The sequence below is a fragment of the Variovorax sp. P1_H12_2 genome (assembly GCF_056405335.1).
Window position 1 is genome coordinate 1 of record NZ_JBFUCI010000175.1, and the last position, 12020, is coordinate 12020.

At 68.1% G+C, this 12020-nt stretch carries 16 protein-coding genes; 5 read left to right on the forward strand and 11 right to left on the reverse strand.

The genetic code is table 11. From position 1 onward, the window contains the following. Window positions 1–242: exonuclease domain-containing protein (locus tag AC1D2K_RS18135; RefSeq protein ID WP_478090223.1), on the reverse strand; the 242-nt coding region annotated here is incomplete at its 3' end. Between the two features lie 117 nt (window positions 243–359). On the opposite strand from AC1D2K_RS18135, the gene AC1D2K_RS18140 reads away from it, so the two are divergent. The 3 genes from AC1D2K_RS18140 (at window position 360) to rsgA (ending at window position 3151) form a co-directional block, all read left to right on the forward strand. After that, on the forward strand, window positions 360–1628 hold the full coding sequence (locus tag AC1D2K_RS18140) for a M48 family metallopeptidase (protein ID WP_478090224.1): 1269 nt from the start codon (window positions 360–362) through the stop codon (window positions 1626–1628). Between the two features lie 225 nt (window positions 1629–1853). Then, the gene (locus AC1D2K_RS18145; protein WP_478090225.1) at window positions 1854–2192 is read left to right on the forward strand and encodes a 4a-hydroxytetrahydrobiopterin dehydratase; all 339 of its coding nucleotides are present in this window, start codon (window positions 1854–1856) and stop codon (window positions 2190–2192) included. A gap of 17 nt (window positions 2193–2209) precedes the next feature. After that, entirely contained in the window at window positions 2210–3151 is a 942-nt protein-coding gene (gene rsgA / locus AC1D2K_RS18150; RefSeq protein WP_478090226.1) for a ribosome small subunit-dependent GTPase A, read from the forward strand. Between the two features lie 4 nt (window positions 3152–3155). Here the strand turns inward: rsgA and hisC are convergent, their stop codons facing one another. The 7 genes from hisC to rpsP all read right to left on the reverse strand — a co-directional run bounded on the left by hisC (window position 3156) and on the right by rpsP (window position 8344). Further along, window positions 3156–4241, reverse strand: a complete 1086-nt coding sequence (gene hisC / locus AC1D2K_RS18155; protein ID WP_478090227.1) for a histidinol-phosphate transaminase — start codon at window positions 4239–4241, stop codon at window positions 3156–3158. Next, on the reverse strand, window positions 4238–5239 hold the full coding sequence (locus tag AC1D2K_RS18160) for a CobD/CbiB family protein (protein WP_478090228.1): 1002 nt from the start codon (window positions 5237–5239) through the stop codon (window positions 4238–4240). Before AC1D2K_RS18160 ends, hisC begins: the two co-directional genes overlap by 4 nt. Before the next feature lie 115 nt (window positions 5240–5354). Then, window positions 5355–6071, reverse strand: coding sequence for a CoA pyrophosphatase (locus AC1D2K_RS18165; RefSeq protein ID WP_478090229.1), 717 nt, complete (start codon window positions 6069–6071; stop codon window positions 5355–5357). A gap of 167 nt (window positions 6072–6238) precedes the next feature. Then, window positions 6239–6622 (reverse strand): 50S ribosomal protein L19, encoded by a 384-nt coding sequence (rplS, locus tag AC1D2K_RS18170; RefSeq protein ID WP_478090230.1) that lies wholly within the window; start codon window positions 6620–6622, stop codon window positions 6239–6241. A 109-nt stretch (window positions 6623–6731) separates the two neighbouring features. After that, the gene (gene trmD, locus AC1D2K_RS18175) at window positions 6732–7478 is read right to left on the reverse strand and encodes a tRNA (guanosine(37)-N1)-methyltransferase TrmD (RefSeq protein WP_478090231.1); all 747 of its coding nucleotides are present in this window, start codon (window positions 7476–7478) and stop codon (window positions 6732–6734) included. A gap of 31 nt (window positions 7479–7509) precedes the next feature. Then, complete coding sequence (gene rimM, locus AC1D2K_RS18180) at window positions 7510–8064, reverse strand: ribosome maturation factor RimM (RefSeq protein ID WP_478090232.1); 555 nt, start codon at window positions 8062–8064, stop codon at window positions 7510–7512. A gap of 16 nt (window positions 8065–8080) precedes the next feature. Continuing rightward, a complete protein-coding gene (rpsP, locus tag AC1D2K_RS18185) occupies window positions 8081–8344 on the reverse strand; it encodes a 30S ribosomal protein S16 (RefSeq protein WP_262072830.1) in 264 nt (87 codons plus the stop codon). A 165-nt stretch (window positions 8345–8509) separates the two neighbouring features. Here rpsP and AC1D2K_RS18190 point away from each other — a divergent pair, with 165 nt between their 5' ends. Together AC1D2K_RS18190 and AC1D2K_RS18195 are read left to right on the forward strand one after the other, a co-directional pair. Further along, complete coding sequence (locus AC1D2K_RS18190) at window positions 8510–9031, forward strand: N-acetyltransferase family protein (protein WP_478090233.1); 522 nt, start codon at window positions 8510–8512, stop codon at window positions 9029–9031. Beyond that, the gene (locus tag AC1D2K_RS18195) at window positions 9028–9474 is read left to right on the forward strand and encodes a TM2 domain-containing protein (RefSeq protein WP_478090234.1); all 447 of its coding nucleotides are present in this window, start codon (window positions 9028–9030) and stop codon (window positions 9472–9474) included. The genes AC1D2K_RS18190 and AC1D2K_RS18195 overlap by 4 nt, the downstream gene beginning before the upstream one ends. A gap of 227 nt (window positions 9475–9701) precedes the next feature. Here the strand turns inward: AC1D2K_RS18195 and AC1D2K_RS18200 are convergent, their stop codons facing one another. From AC1D2K_RS18200 to folK, 3 genes are all read right to left on the reverse strand, one after another. Continuing rightward, a complete protein-coding gene (locus tag AC1D2K_RS18200) occupies window positions 9702–10712 on the reverse strand; it encodes an inorganic phosphate transporter (RefSeq protein ID WP_478090235.1) in 1011 nt (336 codons plus the stop codon). A gap of 16 nt (window positions 10713–10728) precedes the next feature. Then, on the reverse strand, window positions 10729–11373 hold the full coding sequence (locus AC1D2K_RS18205; RefSeq protein ID WP_478090236.1) for a DUF47 domain-containing protein: 645 nt from the start codon (window positions 11371–11373) through the stop codon (window positions 10729–10731). A 98-nt stretch (window positions 11374–11471) separates the two neighbouring features. Next, a complete protein-coding gene (folK, locus tag AC1D2K_RS18210; protein WP_478090237.1) occupies window positions 11472–11930 on the reverse strand; it encodes a 2-amino-4-hydroxy-6-hydroxymethyldihydropteridine diphosphokinase in 459 nt (152 codons plus the stop codon). Between the last annotated feature and the right edge of the window lie 90 nt (window positions 11931–12020).

The following is a 12020-nucleotide window of genomic DNA, read 5'->3' on the forward strand; positions in this document are numbered from 1 at the left end:
CTGCGCCCATGCGTGCCCTTGTTCCAGGCATCCATCGCATCGAGCACTTCGTCGCTCTGGTGGATCACCAGCACCGGGCCATCGATGCAGGGCGTCAGGTCGGGGCCGGTGACGACCACCGCGATCTCGAGCAGGCGCTCTTTCTCGGGGTCGAGGCCGCTCATCTCGCAGTCGAGCCAGACGAGGTTCTGGTCGCTCTTCTTGAGCGTGGCGGGGGCGGTCGATTCGATGGTTTCAGGCATCGGGCGATTGTCGTCGATGGCCCCGCGCCCGGACCGGCGCCGGACGCCCCTGCTGGCAGCAGGCCGACAGGGCGACCCGGATTGGCGGCCGGTAGGCGGGGGCTAAACTCAGCCGCCATGTCCTCCGCCCTGCCCGCCTCCCTCATTCTCACGATGGCCTTCGCGCTCGCGCTGGTCGCGGGCCTGGCCATGAAGTTCTGGCTCGCCAGCCGCCAGGTGCGCCATGTCGCGCGCCACCGCCACGCCGTGCCGGCGCCTTTTCAGCAGGCCATCACGCTCGCGGCACACCAGAAAGCCGCCGACTACACCGTCGCGAAAACCCGCTTCGGCCTGCTCGAGACGGCCTGGAGCGCGGCCCTGCTGCTCGCCTGGACCCTGTTCGGCGGCCTCGACCTGCTGAACCGGGTGCTGCTGGACGCAATGGGCAGCGGCATGTGGCAGCAGCTCGCGCTGCTGGCCGCCTTCGCGCTGATCGGCGGCCTCGCCGAGCTGCCCTTCACGCTGTGGCAGACCTTCAGGCTCGAGGAGCGCTTCGGATTCAACAAGATGACCTGGYGGCTGTGGCTCGCGGACGCCGCCAAGGGCCTGCTGCTGGGCGCGCTGATCGGGCTGCCGATCGCGGCGCTGATCCTCTGGCTCATGGGCGCCGCCGGCAAGCTGTGGTGGCTGTGGGCGTGGGCCGTATGGATGGGCTTCAACCTGCTGCTGATGCTGGTCTATCCGACCTTCATCGCGCCGATCTTCAACAAGTTCAAGCCGCTCGACGWCGCAACCCTCAAGGCGCGCGTCAACGCGCTGATGCAGCGCTGCGGCTTCGCGGCCAAGGGCCTGTTCGTGATGGACGGCAGCAAGCGCAGCGCGCATGCCAATGCCTACTTCACGGGCTTCGGCGCCAGCAAGCGTGTGGTCTTCTATGACACGCTGCTGCGCCAGCTCAGTGCCGGCGAGGTCGAGGCCGTGCTCGCGCACGAGCTGGGCCACTTCCGCCACAAGCACGTGATGAAGCGCATGGCGGCCATGTTCGCGCTGAGCCTGGCCGGCTTCGCGCTGCTGGGCTGGCTGTCGGCCCACACCTGGTTCTACACCGGCCTGGGCGTGCAGCCCAACCTGGCGGCGCCCAATGACGCGCTCGCGGTCCTGCTCTTCATGCTGGCGATGCCGGTGTTCGGCTTCTTCGTGGCGCCACTGCCGGTGCTGGTGTCGCGCAAGCACGAGTTCGAGGCTGATGCCTATGCGATCGCGCAGACCAGCGGCGCCGACCTGTCGGCCGCCCTGCTCAAGCTCTACCAGGACAACGCCTCGACGCTGACGCCCGACCCGGTCTTCGTGAAGTTCTACTATTCGCATCCGCCGGCCTCCGAGCGCTTGGCGCGGATGTCTGTATGAAACACCCCCGAAGCGCCTGCGGCGCCCCGAGTCGCTGCCAGAGGCAGCGGCTCTTCGGGTCCGTCCAAGCCTGCGCAGGCAGGCTTGGAGCCGCGGACCTCAGCCCCTCAAGGGGGCGATACCAGCGGCCCGGCAAAGCCGGTTCCGCGGTATCCCTGGCATTAAGCTGCGCCGGGTTGAAGCGTTGCGGGTCACGTGACGCGCAAGAGTAACCAGGATCAGACCATGAGCAGCATGCTGAAAATCAAGGACTGGAAGACCGAGGCCCGCCGGGCGCTGAGCGCCACCGAGATCGTGGCCGGGCTGGCCCGGCTCGAGGGCTGGAAGCTGACGGGCGATGGCCCGAATGTCGCGATCGAGAAGAGCTTCGGCTTCGCCAACTACTTCGAGACCATCGCCTTCGTGAACGCACTGGCGCTGGTGGCGCACCGGCAGGACCACCATCCCGACCTCTCGGTGCACTACAACCGCTGCGTCGTGCGCTTCAACACGCACGACGTCGGCGGCCTCACCGCGACCGACTTCGAGTGCGCGGCCCAGGCCGACGCACTGCTTGGGCCCTGACCGCATGGATCGCACCCTTGGCTAAGCAGCAGCGCGGCGGCAGCAGCGGCGCTGCCTTGCGCGACGGACTGGTGGTCGCCGGCCACGGACGCCACTGCCTGGTCGAGACGCCCGAGGGCGAGCGCCTGATCTGCCATCCGCGCGGCAAGAAGAGCCAGGCCCTGGTCGGCGATCGTGTGCAATGGCAGGCCAGCGAGGACGAGGGCACGATCGAGAAGGTGCTGCCGCGCAAGAACCTGTTCTACCGCCAGGACGAGATCCGCACCAAGTCCTTCGCGGCCAACCTGGACCAGGTGCTGATCCTGATCGCGGCCGAGCCCGAGTTCTCCGAAACCCAGCTGACCCGCGCCCTGATCGCGGCCGGCGCCGAGCGCATCACGCCGGTCATCGCGCTCAACAAGAGCGATCTGGCCGTGCCCTTCGAACGGGCCTCGGGACGGCTCGCGCCTTATCGCCGCATGGGCTATCGCGTGCTGCCGATGTCGCTGACGGCGGAAGGCGGCGCTGGCCATGCCGAGCTGACCGAACTGCTGGCGGGCAAGGTCACCCTCGTGCTCGGGCCCTCCGGCGCCGGCAAGAGCACCTTGATCAATCTGCTAGTGCCCGGCGCCCGCGCGCTGACCGGAGAGATCTCGCAGGCCCTCAACTCGGGCAAGCACACCACCACCAGCACCACCTGGTACTGGGTGGACGCGGCGCGGACCACGGCGCTGATCGACTCGCCGGGCTTCCAGGAGTTCGGGCTGCACCACATCGAGCCGATGCAGCTCGCGCACCTGATGCCCGACATCGCCGAACACGCCACGGCCTGCAGGTTCTACAACTGCACGCACCTGCACGAGCCGGGCTGCGGCGTCATCGCGCAGGTGGCGTCGCCTTCGCACGAAGGCGCGATCAGCGTCTCGCGCTACCGGATCTACGGCGAGTTGTTCGCCGAGCTGAGCCAGAGCAAATACTGACGCGCTAACGAGGCGAGGCCAGGATCTCGCCCAGCGCATCGACCAGCGCGCCGCACTGGTCGCGCGTGCCGACGCTGATGCGCAGGTACTGCGCGATGCGCGCCTGCGCGAAGTGGCGTACCAGCACGGCACGCGAACGCAGCGCCGCGGCCAGCGCCGCCGCGTCGTGCCCGGGATGGCGCACGAACAGGAAGTTGGCCTGCGACGGCAGCACCTCGAAGCCCAGGTCCTCGAGCTGCAGCGCCAGGCCCTCACGGGTGTCGACCACCGCGTCGCGGGTCTTCGCGAACCAGGCGTCGTCCTCGAGCGCGGCGATGGCGCCAGCGCTGGCGAGTCGATCAATCGGGTAGGAGTTGAAGCTGTTCTTGACGCGCCGCAGCGCATCGATCAGCGGCGGCTGGCCGCAGGCGAAGCCGACGCGCAAACCGGCCAGCGAGCGCGACTTCGACAACGTCTGGACCACCAGCAGGTTCGGATGGCGGGCGATCAGCGGCAATGCGCTCTGGCCGCCGAAATCGACGTACGCCTCATCGACCAGCACGACCCGGTCCGGGCAGGCCGCGAGCAAGTCCTCGATCTGCGCCAGCGGCAGGCCGATCCCCGTCGGCGCGTTCGGATTGGCGACCACGATGCCGGCACGGCGGCCCGCCCTGGCGCGCGCGGCCAGTGCCTCGGCGTCGATGCGCAGCGCGTCGTCGACCGGCTGCAGCTCGCAGGCGATGCCGTAGAGCTGCGCGTAGACCCGATAGAAGCTGTAGGTGATGTCGGGGACGAGCAGCGGCGCGTCCTGCTGGAAAAAGGCGAAAAAGGCGTGCGCCAGCACCTCGTCGGAGCCGTTGCCGGCGAACACCTGGCTGCTCTCGAGGCCATGGCGCGCGGCGATCGCTTCGCGCAGCACGGTCGACTCGGGGTCCGGATAGCGCTCGAGCCCGGCCTCCGCTGCACGCTGGATCGCATCGATGGCCCGCGGCGACGGCGGATACGGGTTCTCGTTGGTGTTGAGCTTGACGAGGTTCGCGATGCGCGGCTGTTCGCCCGGCACATAGGGCTCGAGCGCCGCGATGCGGGGGCTCCAGAAACCCGGGGTCATCCGAGCAGTCGGGCGAGCGTCAGCAGCGCCAGCAGCACCATCCACATCACGACCGAACGCCACACCAGGCCGACCACGCTGCGAAGGTGGCCGGGCTCGGGCTCGCGGCCGGGGGTGCTGCCGCCATCGGGCGCCGGGCCGCCGGCGAAGGAGTCGCCGGCCTGGGCGCGCGACAGCGGATCGTTGATCGGCAGCACGCTCAGCGTGCCGCCACCGAGGCTGACGTTGACCGCCCCCGAGGTGGCCGCGAGGATCACGCCGTCGTTGCCGTTCGGGAAGCGCCGGGCGTCGTTGCGCCAGCAATCGATCGCTTCCTCGAAGCTGCCGACCACCGCGAAGCCCAGCGCGGTGATGCGCGCCGGCAGCCAGTCGATCACTTCCCAGGCTCGCGCCGCGRCCTGCTGGACCCAGATGCTCGACGGCYGCATCGAGGCGCCGTTCTTGTGGGCCCAGTAGCGCGAGACGAACTCGCTCATGCGATAGAAGACCGCACCGGCCGGCCCGAGGCCGATGGCCGCGAGGATCGAGAACCAGGCGAGCACGCCGAACACGTGCCGATGCGCCGCGATCACCGAGTGCTCGATCACGTGGCGCACGATCTCGCTGCGCGGCAGGTCGGCCGCATCGACCTGTTGCCACTGGGCGAGCAGCGAACGCGCGAGCGGTTCGTCGCCTTCGTCGAGCGCATCGCGGATGCCGGTGAAATGGTGGCTGAACTGGCGAAAGCCCAGCGTGACATAGAGCAGTGCGATGCTCCAGAGCACCGCAAAGGGCAGCCCCAACGTGAGGACCAGCGCCCAGTGCACGGCCAGCGCAAGCAGCGTCGGCACCCCCACCGCGAGGCTCCAGGCCACCCAGCCGTGGTTCGGCTTGCCGGCGTCGAAGTTGCGGCTGGTCCAGCGCGTCCACGCCAGCACGCCGCCGTACACGGGGTTGTGGTACGCCAGCGGGCGCACCTGCTCGATCAGCAACGCGCAGAGGATCGCAAAGAAGCTCATTCGCAGATTCTATGACCCCCAGGTTGGCTCACTTCGTGTAGCCGCCCACCCCCTTCCAGGGGGCGATACCAGCGGCCMGGCAAAGCCGGTTCCGCGGTATCCCTGGAAAAAGCCATTACGCACTGAGGAAGCGATAGAGATTTCTGAGCATGCCCGCGGTCGCGCCCCACACGTAGCGCTCGTGCAGCCCATCCTGGTAGGGCATCGAGAGCCATTGGCGCGCGTTCTGGCCGTCGCCGACCAGGGCATGGCGGCGGTGGTTCGCCGGGTCCATCAGAAAGGCGAAGGGCACCTCGAAGGCCTCCTCGACCTCGTAGGGATTGAGGTTCAGCTCGAAGCCCGGACGCACCAGCGCGACCACCGGCGTCACGATAAAGGAAGTGACCGTGGTGTAGGTCGGCAGGCTGCCGAGGATCTCGATGTAGTCCGCCGACAGGCCGACCTCCTCCCAGGCCTCGCGCAGCGCGGCGGCGGCGATGTTGGCGTCTTCGGGGTCGACCCGGCCGCCGGGGAAAGCCACCTGACCCGAATGGTTCTTCAGGTGCGAGCTGCGTTCGGTCAACAGCACCGTGGGCTCGTCGCGCATCACGATCGGGACCAGCACCGCGGCMTGCGCCGGCGCGCGGTCGATCATGCGCGGCTCACGCCGCATCTCGGGCGTCCAGGCCGGCGGCATGGCGAAACGATCGCGCAAGGCCTTGACGCCGAGGCGTGCCGGATCCACCGGCGGCAGGCCGCGGTCGACACCGATCACGGGCACCGCGCGCGGGTCGAAGGACTGCAATGCCGGCGGGACGATGGCATTGATGACCTCGACGGGAGAGGCGCGCATGGCCGGCGGTGGAGTGGTCAAAGAGGGAACTCGAGGAGTGAAATGAGAAATCCCCGGCCGGGGGGCACGGGGCGCACAACTAGATCATGAATCGGCAGCGGCCTTGCGGCACCAATGCAAAAAGCCGCCTCGAGTGGCGGCTTTTTGCACGGCAAGGGGCGCTCTTCTTACTGAGCGGCCGAAGCGGACGGAGCCTTGCCCGGCAGCTTTTCCTTGATGCGAGCCGAACGGCCGCTGCGCTCGCGCAGGTAGTACAGCTTGGCACGGCGGACATCGCCGCGGCGCTTGACTTCGATCTTGGCGATCAGCGGGCTGTAGGTCTGGAACGTGCGTTCCACGCCTTCACCGCTGGAGATCTTGCGCACGATGAAGCCGCTGTTGAGGCCGCGATTGCGCTTGGCGATCACGACGCCTTCGTAGGCCTGCAGACGCTTGCGCGTGCCTTCGACGACGTTCACGCTGACGATGACCGTGTCACCGGGCATGAAATCGGGAATCTGCTTGTTGAGCCGGGCGATTTCTTCCTGCTCGAGAGTCTGGATAAGGTTCATGTTTTTCCTGCGTTCGATCTTGTCCGCACTACACAAAAGGCGCCATGAAGTCCGTTGAGCCAACTCAGATGGCTCGGCGCGGCCGGATAGAGGATCGGGGAACCGAAGATTATAGCTTTTTTTTCAGCGACTTCTCGTCCACTGCGCTGAGCCGTCCGGCACGCCGGGCGGCGTCGATCAGATCGGGGCGCTTGTCGCGGGTGATCGCAAGGCGCTGGTCGCGGCGCCAGCGCTCGATCTGCACGTGATGGCCCGACAGCAGCGGCGCCGGCACGCCTTCGCCCCGCCATTGCTCGGGCCGCGTGTAGTGGGGGCAGTCGAGCAGGCCGTCGAGCGCCGGATTGAAGCTGTCCTGCACATGGCTGGCTTCGTCGCCGAGCACGCCGGGCTGCAGCCGCGCGACCGCATCCAGCAGCGCCATGGCCGGGATCTCGCCGCCCGACAGCACGAAATCGCCCAGGCTCAGCTGGTGCGTGACCCGCGCATCGATGAAGCGCTGGTCGATCCCCTCGTAGCGCCCGCAGACCAGCACCGCGCCCTCGCCGGCCGACCAGCGCTCGACCGCCTCGTGGCGCAGCGCCTCGCCGATCGGCGAGAACAGCACCACCGGCGCCGGCGCGCCGCGCGCGGCCAGCGCCGCGTCGAGGCAGGTCGCGAGAGGCTCGGCCATCATGACCATGCCGGGGCCGCCGCCGAAAGGCCGGTCGTCGACGCGCCGGTAGTTGCCCTCGGCGAAGTCGCGCGGATTCCACAGCACGACCTCGACCTGCTTCGACTCGTAGGCACGGCGGGTCACGCCGCTCGCGAGGAAGGGCGCGAACAGTTCGGGAAAGAGGGTGATGACATCGAAGCGCATGAGCGCCGGACCGGGGCCTGATCTGGCCGGGTCAGTAGTCGGGCTGCCAGTCGACCGTGATCAGCCGACCCGCCAGATCGACCTTGTCGACGAAGACGGCAACGAAAGGCACCATGCGCTCGACCGGCTTGCCGTCTTCCTGCGCATCGAGCACCAGCGTGGTCTGCGGGCCGGAGGCGAGCAGTTCGCGCACGGTGCCGAGCGCCACGCCCTCGCGGTTGACCACCGCCAGACCGATCAGGTCGACCCAGTAGTACTCGTCATCGCCGGCGGTCGGGAAACTCGAGCGCGGCACGAACACGCGCGCGCCGCGCAGCGCCTCGGCCGCATTGCGGTCGGGCACGTCCTCGGACGAGGCGACGATGACGTCGGAATGTTCCTTGGCTTCGCGGATCGCGAGCTTGAACGCCTGGCCGCCCGCTGCGCCCGGGGGCTGGAGCAACCATCGCTTGGAAGAGAAAAGCGCCTCGGGCTGGGCGCTGTGAGGCAGGACCTTGAACCAGCCCTTGATGCCCCAGGCATCGGCGATGCGCCCGACTTCGATCGCATCCGCCGGCAATTCGGCGGCTTCGAGGGTGGGCAGCATCGCCTGGCCGGCAGTCTTAGGCTGCAGCCTTGGGAGCCGCCGCAGCGGCTTGCTTGATCAGGCGAATGACCGTGGGCGAGGCTTGCGCGCCGACGCTCTTCCAGTAGGTCAGGCGGTCCTGGGCGATGCGGATGCTTTCCTCGTTTTCCTTCGCGGTCGGGTTGTAGAAACCCAGGCGCTCGATGAAACGGCCATCGCGGCGAACGCGCTTGTCCGACACGACGATGTTGAAGAACGGACGGCCTTTGGAACCGCCGCGGGAGAGTCGAATGACGACCATGATTTATCCTTGGGGTGGTGCAGCAAACCCGCAAGGTTCGCCCACAGTGTTCTTTCAGCGTCGAGACACGCGACATGGCCACCCGGCCAGCGACACGCTGAAAAGCCCACGATTATAGCCCGCTCTCCCGTTTTTCCAATCCCAGGCCTCGCCAAGTTCCCCCGAATGACCCAGATCCGACCCAGCCGCGACGACGACGTCGCGGCCATCACCGCCATCTACGCGCACCACGTGCTGCACGGCACAGGCACCTTCGAGACCGAAGCGCCGGCCGCCGCCGACATGGCCACCCGCCGGGCCGACGTGCTGGCCAAGAACCTGCCCTACCTGGTGGCCGAGCGCGACGGCGAGCTGCTCGGCTTCGCCTACTGCAACTGGTTCAAGCCGCGCCCCGCCTATCGATTCTCGGCCGAGGACTCGATCTACCTGGCCGACAGTGCCCGCGGCCAAGGCCTCGGCGCCCGGCTGCTGGCCGCACTGTCACAGGCCGCCGAAGCGGTCGGCGTGCGCAAGCTGATCGCGGTGATCGGCGACTCGGCCAACGCCGGCTCGATCGGCGTGCACCGGACCCAGGGCTTCACCCACGTCGGCGTGCTGAAGGATTGCGGCTGGAAGTTCGGCGAGTGGCGCGACGTGGTCCTGATGGAGAAGGTGCTGGGCGAAGGCGCCTCCACCCGCCCCGAATGAAAAACAAGACCGTGGCCGCGTGGCTGGCCTTCCTGGGCGGCCCGCTGGGGCTGCATTGCTTCTACCTGCGCGGCTTTTCGAGCCTGCTGGGCTGGCTGCTGCCGATCCCGACCGCGCTCGGCCTCTACGGCATCGAGCGGGTCCGCATGTACGGCAGCGACGACGGCCTGAGCTGGGCGCTGATTCCGATGCTGGGCTTCACCATCGCGGGCTGCGCGCTCACCGCCATCGTCTACGGGCTCATGACGCCGGAGAAATGGAATGCGCGCTACAACGCCGGGCGCTCCGGCGATGCCGCGGCCGGCAACACCAGCTGGCTCACCATCGGCGCGGTGGTGCTGGCACTGTTCTTCGGCAGCACGATCCTGATGGCCAGCATCGCCTTCAGCTTCCAGCGCTTCTTCGAGCACCAGATCGAGGAAGGGCGAAAGATGTCGCAGTAGGGGCTCGCCCCCAGGTTGGGCTCACTTCGTGTAGCCCGCCCACCCCCTACCGGGGGCAACACCAGCGGCCCGGCGAAGCCGGTTCCGCGGTGGGACTGTTGCTCGCCCCCAGGTTGCCCGCACTTCGTGTCGGGCGCCCACCCCCTTCCGGGGGCAACACCAGCGGCCCGGCGAAGCCGGTTCCGCGGTGTTTCACCAACAAGGCCGGGCTGCGCCGGCCGATTGCGTCAGAAGACCTGCAGGCCGATCCAGTAGGCGATCGCGGCCACGAAGGCGGAGGCCGGAATCGTCAGCACCCAGGCCCAGACGATGTTGCCGGCCACGCCCCAGCGCACCGCGCTGGCGCGCTGCACCGAGCCGACACCGACGATCGCGCCGGTGATGGTGTGGGTGGTCGACACCGGGATGCCCAGCGCGGTCGCCAGGAACAGGGTCAGCGCCCCGCCGGTCTCGGCGCAGAAGCCGCCGACCGGCTTCAGCTTGGTGATCTTCTGGCCCATGGTCTTGACGATGCGCCAGCCGCCGAACATGGTGCCCAGCGCGATCGCGGTGTAGCAGCTCACGATGGTCCAGGTCGGCGGCGCGGCCGCATCGGCGGCCGCGTAGCCGGTGGCGATCAGCAGCATCCAGATGATGCCGATGGTCTTCTGCGCGTCGTTGCCGCCATGGCCCAGGCTGTAGGCGCCGGCCGAGACCAGCTGCAGCCGCCGGAACCAGCGGTCGACGCGCGACGGCGTGGCGCGCCGGAAACCCCAGGCGACGACGACCATCATGAAGGACCCCAGCAGGAAGCCCAGCAGCGGCGAGACGAAGATGAAGGCCACGGTCTTCCAGATGCCGGAGGCGACCAGGGCGCCCGAGCCGGCCTTGGCGATCACCGCGCCGACGATGCCGCCGATCAGCGCGTGCGACGAGCTGCTCGGGATGCCGTAGTACCAGGTGACGAAGTTCCAGCTGATCGCGCCGACCAGCGCGCCGAAAACCACGTGCACGTCGACGATGCCCGGTTGCGCGATGCCCTTGCCGATGGTCGCCGCCACGCTCAGGTGGAACACGAAGATCGCGACCAGGTTGAAGAAGGCTGCGAACACCACAGCCTGGCCGGGCTTGAGCACCCCGGTCGACACAACGGTGGCGATCGAGTTCGCCGCGTCGTGGAAGCCGTTCATGAAATCGAAGGCAATGGCCAGCGCGACCAGAACCACCACCACCCAGAGGGCGACCTGAACCGTTGCCATTCGAGATTCCGTCAGTTCAGGAATTCTCGAGGACGATGCCCTCGATCACGTTGGCGACGTCCTCGCACTTGTCGGTGATGGTCTCGAGCAGTTCGTAGATGGCCTTGAGCTTGATGACCTCGCGCACATCGGGCTCCTCGCGGAACAGCTTGCTCATGGCGCTGCGCATCACGCGGTCGGCATCGGATTCGAGCCGATCGATCTCCTCGCAGGTCTTCAGCGTGGCTTCGGCCGTGGCCGGGTCGGCGATCTTCGAGAGGAACTTGACCGCGTCCTTGACGCGTTCGCAGCACTTCACGCTGAGCGTAGTGAGGCGCGTGATCTCCTCGGTCATGTGCCGCACGTCGTACAGCGCCATGGTCTCGGCCGAGTCCTGGATCAGGTCGGCCACGTCGTCCATGGTGTTGATCAGCTTGTGGATCTGCTCGCGGTCGATCGGCGTGATGAAGGTCTTGTGGATCAGCCGGTTGACGTCATGCGTGACGCGGTCGGCCGCCCGCTCGGCGTTGTCGACGTCGCGGTTGTACTGCTCGCGCAGATGCAGGTCGTTGTAGTTGGCCACGAGGTGCTCGAACGCGCGCGCGGCTTCGACAATGCGGTCGGCGTGCTGATTGAACATCTCGAAAAAATTCCCCTCGCGGGGCAGCAGCTTGCCGAACATGGCGCTCTCCTGGGTTCAAAGGGCCGTCGCAAGCACATGCCCGTGACGCCATCGTGAAAAAACCGCGCAAGTGTAATGGCCGGGCTCGGGAGCGGCTCTCAGAGCCGTTCGATCCGCTGGTCCGCCACCTGCGCGAGTTGAAGGGACGTGACCTGCTCCGGGGCGATTTCCGCCAATGGCAGCAGGACGAAGGCACGCTCGCCCATCCGCGGATGCGGCAGGCTGAGCTGCGCGGTCTCGAGCACCGCGTCGCCGTGGCGCAGCAGGTCGAGATCGAGGGTACGGGGCGCATGGCGGTAGGGCCGCTCACGGCCCGCGCCCGCTTCGAGGCGCTGCAGCTCGGCCAGCAGCGCGTGCGGGTCGAGCGCCGTCCGGAGCTCGACGACCGCATTGATGAAGTCGGGGCCGCCCGCATCCACCGGTGCGCTTCGATAGAGCGAGGAACGGGCGCTGACGCGGGTCTGCGGCAACGCATCCAGGTCGTCCATGGCCTGCCCCACGGTGGCGCGCGCGTCGCCGAGATTGGCGCCGATCCCGACAAAAGCCCTGAAGCTCATTCGGCTGCAACGCCGCCCGCCTCGCCGGCGCCACCGCTGCGCGGCTTGCGCCGGCGGCGGCGCTTGCGCGTCGCATCGGCTGCCTCGCCG

Excerpts from the sequence above, each read along its gene's own strand:
- AC1D2K_RS18195 (WP_478090234.1), top strand. The coding sequence starts at position 9,028 with ATGAAAAACAAGACCGTGGCCGCGTGGCTGGCCTTCCTGGGCGGCCCG.
- rpsP (WP_262072830.1), bottom strand. The coding sequence starts at position 8,344 with ATGGTCGTCATTCGACTCTCCCGCGGCGGTTCCAAAGGCCGTCCGTTC.
- folK (WP_478090237.1), bottom strand. The coding sequence starts at position 11,930 with ATGAGCTTCAGGGCTTTTGTCGGGATCGGCGCCAATCTCGGCGACGCG.
- AC1D2K_RS18200 (WP_478090235.1), bottom strand. The coding sequence starts at position 10,712 with ATGGCAACGGTTCAGGTCGCCCTCTGGGTGGTGGTGGTTCTGGTCGCG.
- rimM (WP_478090232.1), bottom strand. The coding sequence starts at position 8,064 with ATGCTGCCCACCCTCGAAGCCGCCGAATTGCCGGCGGATGCGATCGAA.
- AC1D2K_RS18145 (WP_478090225.1), top strand. The coding sequence starts at position 1,854 with ATGAGCAGCATGCTGAAAATCAAGGACTGGAAGACCGAGGCCCGCCGG.
- hisC (WP_478090227.1), bottom strand. The coding sequence starts at position 4,241 with ATGACCCCGGGTTTCTGGAGCCCCCGCATCGCGGCGCTCGAGCCCTAT.
- rplS (WP_478090230.1), bottom strand. The coding sequence starts at position 6,622 with ATGAACCTTATCCAGACTCTCGAGCAGGAAGAAATCGCCCGGCTCAAC.
- AC1D2K_RS18190 (WP_478090233.1), top strand. The coding sequence starts at position 8,510 with ATGACCCAGATCCGACCCAGCCGCGACGACGACGTCGCGGCCATCACC.
- AC1D2K_RS18205 (WP_478090236.1), bottom strand. The coding sequence starts at position 11,373 with ATGTTCGGCAAGCTGCTGCCCCGCGAGGGGAATTTTTTCGAGATGTTC.
- trmD (WP_478090231.1), bottom strand. The coding sequence starts at position 7,478 with ATGCGCTTCGATGTCATCACCCTCTTTCCCGAACTGTTCGCGCCCTTC.